The organism is Nocardia neocaledoniensis, assembly GCF_003182135.1.
GTDB lineage: Bacteria > Actinomycetota > Actinomycetes > Mycobacteriales > Mycobacteriaceae > Nocardia > Nocardia neocaledoniensis.
Genome location: NZ_QGTL01000021.1, coordinates 36,147 through 52,686, shown reverse-complemented (window position 1 = coordinate 52,686; position 16,540 = coordinate 36,147). Strand labels below are relative to the sequence as shown.

The following is a 16,540-nucleotide window of genomic DNA, read 5'->3' as shown; positions in this document are numbered from 1 at the left end:
GCTGTCGATCACCGGTCGGATCTGCCCCCGAGCGACGGCCGGGATCACCTCGGGCAGGAGCGCGGCGATGACCTCGGCCATCTCCTGGTCGCGGGCGGAGCCGAAAGCGACTCCATGAATCGTCAGGGCCACCCCAAGTACTCGGCAGCATCGGTCTACCGGTGCTCCGGCGGCGACGAGGTGGTCGATGATCGGGGAGAACCGGCTTTTGGGCCGGCAGCGTCCTCCCCGAGGAACTCGCGGCGTGACGGATGATCGCCAGCTCGGTTTCCAGCTCGCGGATTCGGCGGCGAGCAGCACGCAATTCTGCCGACTCCGCCGAGGGTTTGCCTGGACGTAGTCCGTTGTCGATGTCGTCCTGGCGCAAATATTTCGACACCGTGACCTGATGGATGCCGAGCTCGATCGCGGGCTGTTTGGCGGGTTTATCTGCCCGGACCAGAGCGATCGCTCGGGTCCGGAACTCGGTGGGGTAAGCGCGTGGCACGCGGGACAGCCTTTCGGTAGGGCTGTCAGTTAGCAACCGGAGTTGGAACCCAACCGGTGGGGCAGGTCACCGGCGTCGCGAGGTAGCGGCGGATGACAGCTGGTGTGGTCGTGTGGCGAGGTGTCCGGTATCCGGACAGTCACGCGACGGGTGTGGCACCTAGCCTGTGCCGCGAGCTCGGCAGCTCGTCCGAAGTACTGACTACAACCAAGGGAGCACCGCCATGTCGGCAGACACCGTGGCGAACAAATTGTGGGCGCTCGACGGCGCCTACTTCACCTTGCCGCTGAACCTCATCGTCCTTGGCGGCCAGGGCGATATCACCGTGCCGATCCCGGTCTACGTGATCGAGCACCCGAAGGGGCTGATCGTGTTCGATACGGGGGTAGCTCCGGAGGCGTGGGATGATCCGCGGGCGGTGTACGGGCCGTTGGTCGATGTCTTCGAACTGACCTGCCCGCCGGAGAATCTGCTGGAGAGACAGTTCGCCAAAACCGGTCACCGGCTCGCGGATGTGACCCACGTGATCGTGTCGCACAGCCACTTCGATCACACCGGTGGGATGGGGTTGTTCCCGCAGGCCAAGTTCTACATGTCGACCGAGGATCTGCGCTACGCGTTCTGGCCGGACGACTTCTGCGCCGGATTCTTCCGGCACGAGGACATCGACCGAACCCGCGGATGGGACTGGAATCCGATCGGATCCGACCTGGATCTGTTCGGCGACGGCAGCATTCGGATCTTGCGCACGCCGGGACACACCCATGGCCAGCTGAGTCTGCTGGTCCGGCTGCCGCACCGAAAGATATTGCTGACCGCCGATGCGGTTCACGTCCGAGCCAACATCGATCAGCGGGTGCCTTGCCCGGTGGACCTGGACACCACGACGGCGATCGCGTCGATCGAACGAATCCGCCAGGTCGCGGCCGCCGAAGGCGCGGACATCTGGGTGATGCACGATCCCGGCGACTGGGAGTCGTTCAAGACTCCGGCGGGATACCTGCACTGAGGACATGGAGCGGGTCGTGGTTCACAACGGCGGACCGGGGCCTTGCTGGTTTGGTCGGGCCACCACCAACATCACCTTCTCGGAGGTGTCCGATTGTTGGACATTTTCCGGGTCACTGTTCTCACTAGCTTGATTGCTCGGAGCACGGCCTCGGTGCTGTTCCCAGTGAAGAATGGAGACATGCTGTGAGAAACCGCTGTTCGCGAGGGCATCTGTCGAGCTTTCAGGCACCGGGCGGCCGTCGGCGATTTGCCGCAGCCGCTGCCGTGTCCGGGGGAGCGGCTGCGCTGATGATCGTGCAGTCGGTGTTCGCCGGGCCGGTGACGGCAGAACCAGCCGCAGCCCGGGTGGATCACCTCTACGTGACGACAGCCGTGTCCGATCAGCTGCTGGGATACGACCTGGTACCCGGTGCGGCGCCGCGGCCCAATATGGGGGCGACGGAGACGACGGGGTTCGGGGCGCTGTCGGTCAAAGCGACGGCTGATGGACGATTCCTCTACGCGCTCGCGGTGGTACCGACCCCGGCGATCTTCGTCTACGCGATCGCCTCCGACGGCGGGCTGGACCCTGTGCCGGGCTCGCCGGTCGTGGTTCCGCAGGCGCCCCTGGGAATGAACGTCTCACCCGACGGCCGCCATCTCGTCGTGGTCAGCGGTCCCGACGGTGGTGGAAATGCTTCTGTACAAGGATATTCGGTGTCTTCCGAGGGGGTTCCCGCTCCGCAGGGATCGCCGGTGTTCGTGGGTTCGCTGGCGTCGAGCGGGCCGGTACCGATGGCGGCCGTGTCACCCGACAACCGGCACGTCTATGTCACGGACTATCTGGCTGGAACCGTGACGATGTTCGACCTGCACGCGGACAGTACGTTGTCGCCGGCACGGGAAAGAGTCGGCGTCGGTGGGGGACCGGTCAGCCCGACCGTGTCGCCGGACGGCCGGTTCCTGTTTGCCGCGTGCGAGCACGCAGGAGGCGTGGCGGTGCTCGGAATCGATCCCGTCACCGGCCGATTGAATCCGGTTGTGGGGTCACCGTTTCCCGCTTCTGGACTGGTGCCGCACGGCATCGGGCTCAGTCCCGACGGCCGGCTTCTGTACACACCCAATGCCTTGACCAACGATGTGACCGGCTACGAAGTGCGCCCCGACGGTTCGCTGCGGGAACTCGCCGGCTCCCCATATCCGGGCGGGGCGCTCGGTTCGCTGCCTGGCCAGGTGCTCGTCTCCGCGGACGGGCGGACCTTGTACGCCGTGGATCTCGCCGGTGGGTCGACCGGAGGGATGGCCGCGTTGCGGTCCTACCGGATCGGGGACGACGGTGCGCTGACCGCGAATCTTGCGACGCCGGTGAACACCGGCAAGGTCTTCTCGGCGGCCTCGGTACTGGTTCCCGGGCGATAGTTCCGCCGAGGAATCCATGCGCGGTGCCGAAATGCGCCGTGTCCCAGGATACAGGTGCCGGGATCGATCGGCACGATCTGCGAAATTGCGTGCTGCTCTTATTAATCCGCCACTTTCGCCCGAGGGGAGAGTGTCCGTATTCCTGAACATTTCGCGGGCCGAACGGTCCGTACGGTCGATCTGACTTCGCACGGCCAGACAATTGAACGCCGCCCACGGAGAAGTCGTGGCGGTTGCGGTGCGGAGGGGATAGGGAGCTCGTTGCTCCGCAATGAAAGGCAAGGTCGATGACGACATCCATGGTCCGCCGGTCCGGTTTCCACACTCGTTATAGGCGCCGCGCGGCGATCGCGCTGGCCACCGTGCTGCTCAGCTCGGTCAGCTGGACGGCCGCCGCGCCCGCCACAGCGGCACCTGCGGCGACGCCCCAATTCATGCTGGTCGGTGGTACTGCGAGTGGGACTGTGTCGGTGCTGCGTATGAACAGGGACGGATCGCTGACCGCGGTGTCCGGTTCGCCATTCGGTGTCGACATCGGGCTGTTCTCGCTGGCGATGGCACCGCAGGGGCGCATCGTCTACGCGACGCAGGCAGGTACCCGGAAAATCACCGGATACCGTATCGACGACAACGGTGCACTCCACCAGTTGCCGGGCGCCGAGGTCGCCACCGACGGCATTCCGATCACCTCGGTCGTCTCGCCCGACGGAAAGCGCCTCTACGCGGCGTTCGGCGGGCTGCCCGGGCGGATCGGCACCTACGCGATCTCTGCGTCGGGCGCACTCACGGAAGTGGGTTCGCTGGCCGTGCCGGGGTTGGACTTCGGCGTCCTGTCCATGGTGACCGTCGATCCCGGCGGCCGATTCCTGCGCTTCGTCGGGCCGGTGGACGGGAAGGTGGCGAGCTTCGCGATCGGTGCCGACGGCGGGCTCACCTCCCTGGGCGCACCCCTGGCCGCTGGCACCATGCCGGTCAATCCTGGCTATACCCCTGATGGCCGGTTCGTCTACATCAGTCAAGAGCAGGGCAACGCGGTCAACGGATACTCGATCGGGGCGGATGGCTCGCTGACCCCGACACCGGGTTCGCCGTACGCGGTGCCCGCCCTGCCGCACAATGCCGAGGTCAGCGCCGACGGTCGGCGGGTCTACATCCCGTCGGTGTTCGCCGGCAAGATCAACGGTTTCTCGATCGGTGCCGACGGTGCGCTGACACCGCTGCCGAACTCGCCGTACAGCACTCCGCTGGGAAGCGGGCCCGGCTGGGTCCTGCTCGGCGACGACCAGAAGCACCTCTACGCGACAGAGACCCTGACGACGGGCATCACCAGCAAGGTACTCATCTACGACGTCGCCGCCGACGGCAGTCTCACGCCCTCTTCCTTGCCTTCGGTCGACACCGGCGCGATCTTCGCCGACGGCCCGGTGATGGTGAAGACGAACTAGTTCATGGGCGCGAGTGTCCGAATACCGGACATTCGCGCGCCGAATTCCCGCGCATCATGATCTCGGGCGGGTCGACCGCCTCACAGTATCCGAATTCATCTGTCGCGCTGGATTATCCGGCGTGATCGAGCGAAAGGCTATCGCCCATGAGCGATCTGCGTGATCTCGTCGAAACGCATTACCAGGGTTTGGAGAAGGGAGATATCGATCTGGCCGCGAGCCCGTTCGGCGACGATGTCGTATCGGTGTTCCCGTCCGGCCCCCTCGAAGGCATCGATGGACTGCGCGGCATGATCACCGCCTTCGTCACCGCTTTCCCTGGCATGAAGATCGAACGTCGCAACGTCTGGGTCGACGGGGACACCGTCATCGCCGAACTCGTATTCCACGGTGTTCACACCGGCCCGCTGGCGACCCCGCAGGGCGAGGTACCGCCGTCGGGGAACACGCTGACCTTCCCGCTGATCGATACCTTCACCTTGCGCGACGGCAAGGTCGTCGAGCATCGGGGCTACTGGGACAACGTCACCTTCCTGACCCAGTTGGGCCTGATGCCCGAAGCCTGATCGCACGTACACCCGGCGAACCCCGGCTCCGTGCGTGCAGGGGTTCGCCGGGTGCTGACTCACCGAATACGAAGGGACTCCGGGCGGGAAAGTTCACGAGTTCGGACATGTCCACCGGGCGGTCGACTGTTCACGGCGACGGCGGTGCTGGTAGGAGCGGGGTCGGACGCCGCTCTGGGCACAGACGACGAACAGCCCAACACTTTGTACTTGATATATTTTCTAACATTTATTTAGAATCTGGTCGTGGGATGGATCACTCCGAGCCCGGTGGTGATCCGCGAAGCACGAGGAACGAGGGATGGAATGACCCCGCAAGGCGAGTATCGCCGGCTGTACATCGACGGTGCGTGGACCGAACCGGCGACGTCGGAGCTGATCACGGTGATCTCGCCGTACACCGAGCAGCCGCTGGCCCAGGTGCCCGCCGGTTCGATCGCCGATATCGACCGCGCTGTCGGCGCGGCCCGCCGGGCCTTCGACGCCGGGCCGTGGCCGCGCATCTCGCTCGACGAGCGCATCGCCGTCGTGCGCCGGCTGCGAGACGCGGTGGTGAAGCGGCACGACACCATCGCCGAATTGGTGACCGCGGAGATGGGGTGCGTCATCACCCAGTCGCGGGCGATGCAGGCGCCGGGCGCCACGGCTCTGTTGGACATGTTCCTCGAGCACGCGCCGACCCATCCCTGGTCCCAGGTCCGACCGGGGCCGGTGATCAACGCGCTGGTGACCAGAGAGCCGGTCGGCGTCGTCGCTGCCATCGTTCCGTGGAATTCGCCGTTCGTGCTGTCCGTCCTGAAGATCGCGCCCGCGCTCATCGCGGGCTGCACGGTGGTGCTCAAGCCGCCGCCGGAGGCGCCGCTCGACTCCTACGTGCTGGCCGAGGCGATCATCGAAGCCGGGATTCCGGCCGGGGTGGTCAATATCGTGCCTGCGGATCGGGAGCCCAGTGAGTACCTGGTCAAACATCCTGGTGTGGACAAGGTGTCGTTCACCGGTTCGACCGCGGCCGGTCGCCGCATTGCCGAATTGTGTGGCGCCGACCTGCGCCGGGTCGGTCTCGAGCTCGGCGGGAAGTCCGCGGCGATCGTGCTCGACGACGCCGACCTCGACGTCGTGATCGCCTCGGTGCGTGCGCTGTCGCTGCGCTACAACGGCCAGGCGTGCAACAACAAGACCCGCATCGTGGTCTCGCCCCGGCGTCGTGGTGAGCTGCTCGACCGGCTCGAGGCGATGGCGGCCGCGATGCCGGTGGGGGATCCGGCCGATCCCGAGACCGCCATCGGCCCCTTGGCCACTGCCCGGCAGCGCGACCGTGTGGAGGGCTACATCGCCTCGGGCCTGGCGGAGGGCGCGAAGCTGGTCGTCGGGGGTGGTCGTCCTACACACCTCGACCACGGCTGGTTCGTCGAGACGACAGTCTTCACCGACGTCGAACCAGCGATGGCGATCGCTCGGGAGGAGATTTTCGGGCCGGTCCTCTCCGTCCTCACCGCACAGGACGAGGACGATGCGGTGGCCATCGCCAACGACTCGGACTACGGGCTGAATGGATCGGTGTTCTCGGCCGACGAAGAACACGCGCTCGCGGTGGCCCGCCGGATCCGCACCGGCACCGTCGAGGTGAACGGCCGCAGTGCGGGCTTCGGCACGCCCATCGGCGGTTTCAAAGCGAGCGGAATCGGCCGTGAGGCAGGCCCGGAAGGTTTCGACGAATACATCGAATTCAAAGCGTTCGGGATCTCTGCCGCGCTGGCGGAGAAGCTCGGTTGACCCGACAGACACCGACTCAACGGACAGGGAAGAATCATGGACAGGTTGAAGGATAAAGTCGCCCTCATCACCGGCGCCGCCTCCGGTATGGGCGCCGCGGACGCGCGCCGATTCGCCGCGGAAGGCGCGTCGGTCGTGGTCTCGGACCTGCGGGTCGACGCGGCCGCCGAAGTCGCGGACGAGATCAAGGCCGCGGGCGGATCTGCGGTGGCGGTCGGGCTCGATGTCACCGATCCGGAGCAGTGGCAGGCGGCGACCGCGCGGACCGTCGAAGAATTCGGCGGCCTCGACATCCTGATCAGCAACGCCGGTCTGCCCGGGGCGCCGTGCACGTGGGACGAGGCGTCACTTGACGATTTCAAGAAGGCTATCGACATCAATGTGTACGCGCACTTCCACGGCATCCAGGCTGTGCTGCCGCACCTGCGTGCGCGCGGTGGTGGCTCGATCGTCGTGTTGTCCTCGATCGCGGGTCTGATCATCTGGCCGAATCTGCACCCGTCGTACTCGGCATCCAAGGGCGCGAGCCGCCTGCTCGCCAAGAATGCGGGCGTTGACCTGGCCAAGGAAGGGATCCGGGTCAACTCGGTGCATCCCGGCATCATCCACACCCCGCAGAGCGACTACCTGGTGTCGGATCCCGACGTGCTGCCCGCGCTGCTCGCCGGCATCCCGCTCGGCCGTGTCGGGCAGCCGGAAGAGGTCGCGAACCTGGTGCTGTTCCTGGCCAGCGACGAGGCCTCCTACATCACCGGTCAGGAGTTCGTGATCGACGGCGGCTACACCGCCATGTGAGTGTGTCTGCCGACGATGGCGGGACGCCCCTGGGGTGTCCCGCCACCATCGGTGTGGCTTCCTGGGCCGCTTGGGGCCCGGAGCGATTCGGCATCCGGGACCGGGCTCAGCCGCCGGGCGGTCCGGCAAGTCCGTTGAGCATCAGTCGGAACATGACGTCGACGGTATCGCCGGTGGACTTGGCCGAGTGCGGCCATTTGGCGATCTGCTCGGAGGTGTGCACCGCGAACAAGTGCAGGGTGCGCGGGTCGATGTCGTCGCGGATCTCGCCGGATGCCACCGCGTCTCCGACGACCTCGTCCCACAGCGCGGAGAAGGCCTCGAGCTCCGGCCGGAGCCGTTCGCGCATGTCCGGCGGCAGTTCGCGGTAGTTGCGGATATGCGCGGTGGAGACGGCGCCGATCTCGAGCCGGACGGCGATGAACGCCCGCAACGCGGCCGACAGGCGTTCGCCGGCCGTGGCTTCCGGCCGGTGCGCCACGGCGGCGCGGACTCGCTCGTGCGCGGTCCGGACGCCGCCGTCGAGTACTTCCTCGACCAATTCTTCCTTGGAGTCGAAGTAGTAGTACAGGCTGCCGGTCTGCATACCGGCCTCGGCGGCAATCGTGGATAGCCGAGTGTGCTGGTAGCCGGCCTCGGCGAGCACTTTGCCCGCGGCGGCGATGATGCGGGCGCGGGTGGCCGCCGACTTCGACATGGGCGCTCCCTCGGCGCTGTCGTGCTCGGTCGCCGTCATATCGCTCGCTCCTCGATGCTCGGGGTCGGCCGCCGAAGCCGCCGATTCTGATTCTGGCATCCGGCAGGTTCCCCGGGCGCCGGCGCCACAAGGCGCACTTGTGATCATGGATAATATAATCTAAGGTTCCGTTAGAAAATAGGTCCGGGCGACGCGCGTGGACAACCATCCGAGGAGAACATCGTGGCCATACTGAAGACCGACCTGTGCGATCTGCTGAACATCGAGTACCCGATCCTGCAGGCGGGCATGGGTGGCGTCGCCTTCGGCCCGCTGGCCGCTGCCGTCTCGAAGGCCGGTGGGCTCGGGACCATCGCGGCCATCTCGCCCTCGCCCGAGCGGGTCGAGGAGGAGATCAAATTCGTCCGCAGTGTCACCGACAAGCCGCTGTGCGTCGACATCGGTTTCCCGCCGCGGGCGCCACAGAACCCGGAGCCGGTTCCCGCCGACGAGGTGCCGGATCCGATCAAGGAACTGGAAGCCGAGATGCGCGCGCTCGGCGTGGATCCGAGGCCGGTCGACGACAAGGCGATGGGCATCGAGGACGCCAAGCGCAAGATGGAGATCTGCCGTGAGTACGGCGTCGAGGTCATCGCGTGCGCGCTCGGCACCCCGGAATGGGCGGTCGAGCAGGCGCACAGCTGGGGTGCGAAGACCATCTCTATGGTGGGCCGGGCCTCGCATGCCAAGCGGGCGATCGCCAACGGCACCGACATCGTCGTGGTGCAGGGCACCGAGGGCGGCGGCCACACCGGTGACGTCGGTCTGATCACCCTGCTCCAAGAAGTCCTCGACTTCGCCACGGTCCCCGTCGTCGCGGCGGGCGGCATCGTGACCGGCGACCAGATCGCCGCCGTGCTCACCCAGGGCGCGCAGGGTGCGTGGATCGGTACACGGTTCATCAACACCGTGGAGTCGAGCGTCGGCCCGAACTACAAGCAGTCGATCGTCGAAGCCGATCACGACACCACGATCCGCTCGTTGATCTTCGACGGCCTGTACGTGCGCCAGTTGCAGAATCGCTTCACCGACGTATGGAAGGGCCGCGAGTCCCAGTTGCTGCCCTACCCGCATCAGCGCGTGGCGATCAGTCCGGCCCGCTTCGCCGCTGCCGCTGCCGATCTCAAGGACCAGCAGGCTCTGCCCGCCGGCCAGGGCTCGGGCCTGATCCGAGATGTCGCACCCGCGGCCGAGGTGCTCGAGCGCTTGGTCGCGGAGACCGCGGCCGCCCTCGACGCCGCCAAGGGGCGAATCCGCTACGGCAGCTGACCGGACAACGACGGAAACTGGAGATCACTGAGAATGAAGCCCTACCGTTCCATGCTCTTCGTCCCAGGCCACAAGGCGGCCTGGGCGGACAAGGGCATCGCCTCGGGCGCCGACGCCCTCATCCTCGACCTCGAGGACTCGGTCCCGCCCGCGGACAAGGTCGCGGCGCGTGATGTCGTCGCGGCGACCATCGACCGGCTTGCGGCCGAGGGGGCGCGCCCTGACCTGTGGGTGCGCGCCAACCCGGACGAGACCGGTCTGCTGTCCGGCGACCTCGAGGCCGTGGTGCGGCCCGGCCTGACCGGGCTGTTCCTGGCCAAGATCTACTATGCCCGCGACATCGTCCGTCTCGACGCGGTCCTCAGCCACATCGAGCGCCTCCGCGGCATCCCGGACGGGGCAGTCCAGCTGTTCGTGTGCTTCGAGACCGCTCAGTCGATGGCTGACTGCGAGGCCATCGCGGCGGCGAGTCCGCGCGTGGCCTCACTGCTGGGTGCGACCGGACCGAACGCCGACGCCGGTCGTGAGCTCGGGATCGAGTTCACCGAGGAGGGGTTGGAGACGCTGTACATGCGCAGCCGGATCGTGCTGGCGGCCCGCTCCAACGGCCTGGACCATCCGATGGTCGGTGTGTGGCAGGACATCCGGAACATCGATGGTTGCCGTCGGTTCTGTGAAGACAATCGACGCCTCGGCTACCGCGGCCTGGTCGCCATACATCCGCTGCACGTCGCGGTCGCCAACGAGGTCTTCGCGCCTTCGAACGAGGCCGTCGACGAGGCCCGGCGGCTGATCGCCGCCTTCGAGGAAGCGCAGGCAGGCGGCAGTGCCGCGGTCGATTTCGAGGGCCAGCACGTCGATATCGCGCATGTGAAGACCGCTCGCGCGCTGATTGCGCTCGCGGAATCGGTCCGGGTCGCCTGACCGGTCGGATCGGCCAAACACAACCGCCCTGCCCGCGAAACCCTCGCGGCTGGGGCGGTTTGCGTCGGCGCGATCACCCGACCGCTCAGCCATTCGGTGACGGGGCCGCCGCGCCTACGGCCTGGCCCCGAGTATGTCTGCCGGTTACGAACTGACGCCACAGTGACAGGAGCACAATGACCCGTTACCAATATGCCGTCCTCACCAATCCCGTCGAGGGTCGCGAGGACGAATTCAACGAGTGGTACACCAACACCCACGTGCGTGATGTCTTGCGTATTCCCGGATTCGTATCCGCGCAACGCTTCGAACTCAGTAGCGACGGGCAACGGGCTGCCGGGCCGCACCCGTGGCGCTACTTCGCGCTCTACGAGATCGAAACCGATGACCTGCCCGCGGTTCTCGACGAACTCGCGCGTCGTTACGACACCGCGGACATGGTCATGAGTTCGGCGCTGGCGCCCGAACGACTCGGGCTGATCTACGAGGCGATCACCGAACGCCTCTCCTCGGTGTAGCCGCCACCGGTCGATTGTTGCTGACGGGTCGGCCACCCCGCGTGCTCGGCCCGATTCCTGGGAAAGATCCTTCCCAGGCACTGTTCGTCCCTTCTTTTCCTGCTGGAACGACCGTAAATGTGTGTCGTAGCCAGTGAATAGCTAGAGAGTGGGAGAGCAGGTCATGGCAGACAACATCACGACTGTGCGGGTCAAGGGCTGGGCCTGGGATATCGCGACCGATATCTACTTCCCGCCGGGGTTCGACGAGTCGAAGGCGTATCCCATCATCATTTCCGCGCATCCGACCGGCAGTTGCAAGGCGCAGACCTCGGGCAATATCTACGGTAAGGCGCTGGCCGAGGCGGGATTCGTGGTGGCGGCGTTCGACGCGAGCTTCCAGGGTGACAGTGGTGGGGATCCGTGTTCGGTCGAGGACCCGGGTTTCCGGACCAGCGATTTCAGCTTTGTGATCGATCACGTGGTGACCCTGCCGTACGTCGACGCGGACAAGATCGGTGTGCTCGCGATCTGTGGTGGCGCGGGTTACGCCGTGGCGGCTACCAAGATCGACCGCCGGATCAAGGCGCTCGGCACCGTCGTTGGCAGCAATGTGGGCCGGTTGATGCGGGAGGGTTTCTCGGAGTACAACGCGATGGGCATGCTTGAGGCCATCGCCGCCCAGCGCACCGCGGAGGCGCGCGGTCAGGCTCAGGTGATCAACGATCTGCTGCCACCGTCGGTGGAGGCGGCGAAGCAGGCCGGTGTCACCGATATCGATGTTCTCGAGGCCACCGACTACTACAAGACCGATCGTGGTCAGGCCGCGGGCGGCAAGACCAGCTTCAACTTCGCCCGGCAGGCCGCGCTGGCCGATTGGGATGCCTACGACCGTGTCGAGGTGTTCCTGACCCAGCCGCTGTGTGTCGTGATCGGTGACAAGCCGGGCGCTTTCGGTTCGCAGCGGTTGAGCATGGAGCTGTTCGGTCGGGCAGCGTCGAAGGACAAGCAGCTCGTGGTGGTCGAGGGTGCCTCGCACTACGACCTCTACGACCAGCCGGGCCCGACGGGTGAAGCACTGGCGAACCTGGTGCCGTTCTATCGCAAGCACCTCGGCTGATCGGCGAGCTACACCTCGACCGGTCCCACCCGTACCGCCCAGCCCGCAAACCCCGCGGTCGGAGGTAGCGCTCGTCGCGCCGTTACCTATTCGGTTCGCAGTGTCCTGATCTTGGACAGTTCGACAGCGATCACCGGACGTACGGTCCTGATCATGGCATCTGATTCAACGACGACAGGTGACGCGGTGACACCCTTTCCGCTGTCCTGCGGCCGCAGTGCCCGCAGGCGAGCCGGCTGGGCGATTACGGTCGCCGCGGCCGTCCTGCCCGGTTTCGCGGTGGCCACACCCGCGGTAGCCGACGACACCGGGTACTTCATCTACGCGCACGGCTTCCTCAGCAACGGCATTGTCGGTTACAGCGCGAGTGACACCGGTCAGCCGGTGCCGGTCCCGGGCCGTGCCGAGTCCGGCGTCCCGAACTGGCCTCAGGCGGCCACTCCGGACGGCCGGTTCCTTTTCGTCGCGCCGACCACCGAACAGCGGCTGCTCACCTATGCCATCGGCCCGCACGGCGAGCTGACCCCGGGTGCGTCGCTGGCACTGCCCGACATCCCCATCGATATCGCCTTCGCCCCCAACGGCCGCGACGCCTACGTGGTGGTCGGGCTGACGAACGCGAAGGTGGTACCGCTGCATGTCGGCGCCGATGGCGTGCCCTCCTTGAACGGCCCGGTGAAGCCCTTCGGTGAGGCGATGGACGGTGTGTCGACGGTTTCGGTGGCGCCGGATGGTACGAGCCTGTTCGTGACCTCGCTGTTCCCTCGTCAGCTCCTGCACTTCGACATTCACGCCGACGGGACCCTGTCCGATGCCCGCCAGCGCATGGGCACCGGGCTGAATCCGATCTTTCCGACGTCCACGCCGGACGGTCGGGCGGTCTACCTGGTCAACGAGCTGACTGCCGATCTGTCAGCTTTCCACCGGGCGCCCGACGGGACCCTGACCGAGATGGCAGGTTCCCCGTACCCCACCGGGCTGTTGCCACACGTCCCGAGTGTGACCCCGGACGGTCGCTACATGTACGTGCCGAACATGGGGTCGAGCTTCATCAGTTCGTACCGGGTCGAGGCTGACGGATCGCTGACCGCGCTGCCGAATGTGGACTTTGCGCCCGACAAATTCGGCACGTTCGCGGAGTCCTCGGTGATGTCGCCGAGCGGCAAGACCCTGTGGGCCCTGGGCACCGACCCCGCACGAGGCGGCGAAGAGATCTTGCGCCGGTTCTCGATCGGACCTGACGGTGTGCTCGACCTGGACGAGTCGGTGACGATCTACACCGGAACGACCGTCGCCGACGGTCGCACGATGACCCTGGTACCCCGCCGTTGACCTGAATCCGAGGACACCAGTGCCCAATCGGAATCCGTTCAGGCGCTGGCGTTTCGGGTGGATCAGGCAGCGCCCCTTCTAGCCGATGTCCGAATCGGACAGGCGAGCGATCCGAACCACGGATCACGATTGGCCGCCGGTAGACACACAACGACATCGGTGACGAGCCAGGCGATCAGGCCTCGGCGGCCACCCCGGCGGCGATCAGCGCGTCCACCGTTTTCGATGCGTAGCCGATCTCGGTCAGCAGCTCGCGCGTGTGGGCCCCGAGCTGGGGAATCGGGCCCATCGCCGCCTCGACATCGGTGAAGGTAGCGGGCGGTAGGAGTGCGCGGATCGGCCCGGCGGGCGTGTCGATCCGGCGCCACCGATCGCGCTCGCTCAACTGCGGGTGGGCGGCGAGGCCGGCGAGATCGTTGACGCGGGCGGCGGGCACTCCCGCCTCGGCCAGACGTCGATCGAGGTCTGCGGTGAGGAAGCGGCGGGTCTGCGCGGCAACAGTCGCGTCGCAGGCCTTCCGGTGGGCGACTCTGGCTGTATTGGTTGCGAAGTCTGGGTGGTCCGCGAGCTCTGGCAGACCGAACACCGAGGTGACCAGCGCGCGCCAGCCCCGATCGTTCTGGATGCCGATGAGGATGTCGCCGTCGGCGGTCGGGTAGCTGTCGTAGGGGGCGATGGCGGCGTGCCCGAGCCCAAGTCGCGGTACCTGGGTGCCCGCGTAGAGCTGCATGTAGAGCGGGTGGCCGAGCCATTCGGCCGTGGCATCGAACATCGAGACATCGATCAGTGCCCCGCGCCCGGTACGTTCGCGGCGGAACAGCGCCGCCAGCACGCCTTGCGCAGTATAGAGCCCAGCGGCGATATCCGCGCTGGGGACACCGGTTTTCGTAGCGACCTCCGGCGTGCCGGTCACCGAGACCAATCCCGATTCGGCTTGGATGAGCATGTCGTAGGCCTTGCGGTCACGGAGCGGACCGGCGGTCCCATACCCGCTGATGCACCCGAGTACCAGCCGCGGATATCTGCGGTGCAGTGCATGTGGGTCCAGGCCGAGCCGGGGCAGCGCGCCGGGCGCGGTGTTGTGCACGAAGACGTCGGCGCGGGCGATCAGCTCACGCGCCACGGCGAGTCCGCGCTCGTCCTTCAGATCGAGGGCGAGTGACTGTTTGCCGCGATTGATCCAGACGAAATGGGAGGCTTGGCCCAGGACCGCCGTGTCGTAGTTGCGCGCGAAATCGCCCTCGCCGATCCGTTCGATCTTAATCACCCGGGCACCGAGGTCGGTGAGCTGGCGGGTGGCCAGCGGGGCTGCGACGGCCTGCTCGACTGCGACTACGGTGATCCCGTCGAGCGGGAGCGATGCTGTGCTCATGCGTCCAGAGTCTCCTCGGATCGGCGGATATGAACATCGGATTCTCGTCCGCGTCGAATGTTGCGGCGATCAGGCGGCCGGTGGAGTCACCGGTTGGGGAGTAGGGCACCGCGCTGGGAGATACGAGGGCCCAGTGCGGTGCCCGGGCGGTCGGTGATGACGGACACCGACTGCTAAGCACTGTATATCATCCATGATCTGCCGTCAGTGGTGGCAGTGTGGGCTCTGCGGAGTGTCTGAATCACGTGCATACTGGGCGCTCAGTCGACATTCCTTCGATGTTCTGCATGTGACCGCCGCTCTAATGTGATCTGAATCTCTCCATATTCTCTTAGAATAATATATTGAACTGTATGCCTTCCGTCCAATCGTGGTGGCGGCGCGCCCACCGGCAGCCATCTCGACGATGGGAGATCTGATGAGGAATCCAGAAACAGATGCTCGCGTACCGGGCGGCGGGGGACACCGTCACCGGAGCGGCACCCGCGCGCCGCAGTGTGAAAGTTCTTGTCGCGCTGTGCTTCGCGGCGCTGGTCTGCGACGGCTACGACCTGGTCGTGTACGGCGCCACCGTGCCGTCGCTGCTGGATTACGAGCCGTGGTCGCTGACCGCGAACCAGGTCGGCGTGATCGGCAGTTACACCCTGATGGGCATGCTCGTCGGTGCCGTGTCCTCAGGTGCGCTGGCCGCCCGGTTCGGAGCCCGTCGGGTCTATCTCGGCTCGCTGTTCTGGTTCGCCACCGTGATGGGTGCCTGCGCCCTCGCCCCAACGCCGGAGGTCTTCGGCCTGCTCCGGTTTCTCGGTGGGCTCGGGCTCGGTGGTTTCGTACCGGTGTCGGTGGCGCTGATCATGGAGTACTCGCCGGCCACGCGCCGTCAGTTCAACAATGCGCTGGCGGCCTGCGGATACTGTGTGGGCGGCATCCTGTCCGCCCTGCTGGGCATCGCCCTGCTCCCGGAGGTGAGCTTCCGATGGATGTACGCCGTCTCGCTGGTCGTGCTGATCACCGTGTTCCCGCTCGCCTGGAAGCTGCTCCCGGAACTGCCGTCCTACCTCGTCGCCCAGGGCCGGATCGAGGAAGCGACCGCCCGGGTGCGTGAATTCGGGCTCGACCCCGCGATTCTCACCCCCGGGCCGGAGCGCTCCTCGGCTTCGCTGCGCGAATTGCTGCGCCCGCAGCGGCTGCCCGCTGTCGCGCTGCTCACCCTTGCCTCGTTCTGCGGGCTGCTCATGTCCTACGGCACGAATTCCTGGTTGCCGCACATCATGAAAAACGCAGGTTACTCGCTGGGCAGTTCGCTGGTGTTCCTGTTGGTTCTCAACGCGGGCGCCATGGGTGGCGTGGCGATCACCTCGTCGCCTGCCGACCGGTTCGGCCCCAAGCGGGTGACGACCGCTTCGTTCCTGCTGGCGGCGGGCTCGATCGCACTGCTGAGCGTGCGGATGCCACCAGGGGCGCTGTACGTGATGGTGGCGCTCGCTGGCGCGGGCGCCCTCGGGACCCAGATCCTGATCATGGGCTATGTCGGCGCGGCATTCGAGGGAACGTTGCGCGCGCCGGCCGTCGGTGTGGTCGTCGGCCTCGGACGCGTCGGCGCGGTGCTCGGGCCGCTCGAGGGGGGGTGGATCGCGGGGTCGGCGCTGGGCTACCAGTGGAACTTCTACGCCTTCGCCACGGTCGCGGTGCTCGGGACGGTGGCCGCCGCGCTGGTGCCGCTCGCACGCGGTGCCGCGGCGAGTGGTGGCGAGCCGCGCACGGAAACCGTTGTGCCGGTGCACGGCTGACCCGGGACGGCAACGGGGGGCCGCGCGG

14 protein-coding genes and 1 pseudogene are annotated in these 16,540 nt (G+C 66.6%); 12 read left to right on the top strand and 3 right to left on the bottom strand.

What is annotated here, in order from left to right:
* Positions 1 to 126: 126 nt before the first annotated feature.
* A pseudogene (locus DFR69_RS35455) lies at positions 127 to 487 on the bottom strand (IS3-like element ISAar24 family transposase); the annotation flags it as partial.
* Between the two features lie 223 nt (positions 488 to 710).
* Between DFR69_RS35455 and DFR69_RS33205 the strand changes: the two are divergent.
* The 6 genes from DFR69_RS33205 (at position 711) to DFR69_RS33180 (ending at position 7,475) form a co-directional block, all read left to right on the top strand.
* Positions 711 to 1,496, top strand: coding sequence for an N-acyl homoserine lactonase family protein (locus DFR69_RS33205; RefSeq protein ID WP_110041661.1), 786 nt, complete (start codon positions 711 to 713; stop codon positions 1,494 to 1,496).
* Between the two features lie 290 nt (positions 1,497 to 1,786).
* Complete coding sequence (locus DFR69_RS33200) at positions 1,787 to 2,896, top strand: lactonase family protein (protein WP_110041660.1); 1,110 nt, start codon at positions 1,787 to 1,789, stop codon at positions 2,894 to 2,896.
* Between the two features lie 287 nt (positions 2,897 to 3,183).
* Entirely contained in the window at positions 3,184 to 4,341 is a 1,158-nt protein-coding gene (locus tag DFR69_RS33195) for a lactonase family protein (RefSeq protein WP_110041659.1), read from the top strand.
* Positions 4,342 to 4,487: 146 nt separating this feature from the next.
* Positions 4,488 to 4,907 carry an ester cyclase gene (locus DFR69_RS33190; RefSeq protein WP_110041658.1) on the top strand — a complete coding sequence of 140 codons (420 nt, stop codon included), beginning with the start codon at positions 4,488 to 4,490 and terminating at the stop codon, positions 4,905 to 4,907.
* Between the two features lie 306 nt (positions 4,908 to 5,213).
* Positions 5,214 to 6,680, top strand: a complete 1,467-nt coding sequence (locus DFR69_RS33185; RefSeq protein WP_110041657.1) for an aldehyde dehydrogenase — start codon at positions 5,214 to 5,216, stop codon at positions 6,678 to 6,680.
* Positions 6,681 to 6,716: 36 nt separating this feature from the next.
* Positions 6,717 to 7,475 (top strand): SDR family NAD(P)-dependent oxidoreductase, encoded by a 759-nt coding sequence (locus DFR69_RS33180; RefSeq protein WP_110041656.1) that lies wholly within the window; start codon positions 6,717 to 6,719, stop codon positions 7,473 to 7,475.
* A 106-nt stretch (positions 7,476 to 7,581) separates the two neighbouring features.
* On the opposite strand, the gene DFR69_RS33175 is transcribed toward DFR69_RS33180, so the two are convergent.
* Positions 7,582 to 8,211 carry a TetR/AcrR family transcriptional regulator gene (locus DFR69_RS33175; protein ID WP_167456497.1) on the bottom strand — a complete coding sequence of 210 codons (630 nt, stop codon included), beginning with the start codon at positions 8,209 to 8,211 and terminating at the stop codon, positions 7,582 to 7,584.
* Between the two features lie 183 nt (positions 8,212 to 8,394).
* On the opposite strand from DFR69_RS33175, the gene DFR69_RS33170 reads away from it, so the two are divergent.
* The 5 genes from DFR69_RS33170 (at position 8,395) to DFR69_RS33150 (ending at position 13,353) form a co-directional block, all read left to right on the top strand.
* Positions 8,395 to 9,480: an NAD(P)H-dependent flavin oxidoreductase gene (locus tag DFR69_RS33170; RefSeq protein WP_110041654.1), complete on the top strand. Its 1,086-nt coding sequence runs from the start codon at positions 8,395 to 8,397 to the stop codon at positions 9,478 to 9,480.
* 33 nt (positions 9,481 to 9,513) lie between these two features.
* On the top strand, positions 9,514 to 10,404 hold the full coding sequence (locus tag DFR69_RS33165; protein WP_110041653.1) for an HpcH/HpaI aldolase/citrate lyase family protein: 891 nt from the start codon (positions 9,514 to 9,516) through the stop codon (positions 10,402 to 10,404).
* A gap of 176 nt (positions 10,405 to 10,580) precedes the next feature.
* Positions 10,581 to 10,922, top strand: coding sequence for a DUF4286 family protein (locus DFR69_RS33160; protein WP_110041652.1), 342 nt, complete (start codon positions 10,581 to 10,583; stop codon positions 10,920 to 10,922).
* A gap of 163 nt (positions 10,923 to 11,085) precedes the next feature.
* The gene (locus tag DFR69_RS33155; protein ID WP_110041651.1) at positions 11,086 to 12,021 is read left to right on the top strand and encodes an alpha/beta hydrolase; all 936 of its coding nucleotides are present in this window, start codon (positions 11,086 to 11,088) and stop codon (positions 12,019 to 12,021) included.
* Positions 12,022 to 12,174: 153 nt separating this feature from the next.
* The gene (locus tag DFR69_RS33150; protein WP_146229486.1) at positions 12,175 to 13,353 is read left to right on the top strand and encodes a lactonase family protein; all 1,179 of its coding nucleotides are present in this window, start codon (positions 12,175 to 12,177) and stop codon (positions 13,351 to 13,353) included.
* Between the two features lie 175 nt (positions 13,354 to 13,528).
* On the opposite strand, the gene DFR69_RS33145 is transcribed toward DFR69_RS33150, so the two are convergent.
* Positions 13,529 to 14,725, bottom strand: coding sequence for a CaiB/BaiF CoA transferase family protein (locus DFR69_RS33145; protein WP_110041649.1), 1,197 nt, complete (start codon positions 14,723 to 14,725; stop codon positions 13,529 to 13,531).
* A gap of 437 nt (positions 14,726 to 15,162) precedes the next feature.
* On the opposite strand from DFR69_RS33145, the gene DFR69_RS33140 reads away from it, so the two are divergent.
* Positions 15,163 to 16,512, top strand: a complete 1,350-nt coding sequence (locus tag DFR69_RS33140; protein ID WP_110041648.1) for an MFS transporter — start codon at positions 15,163 to 15,165, stop codon at positions 16,510 to 16,512.
* The last annotated feature ends 28 nt before the right edge of the window (positions 16,513 to 16,540 follow it).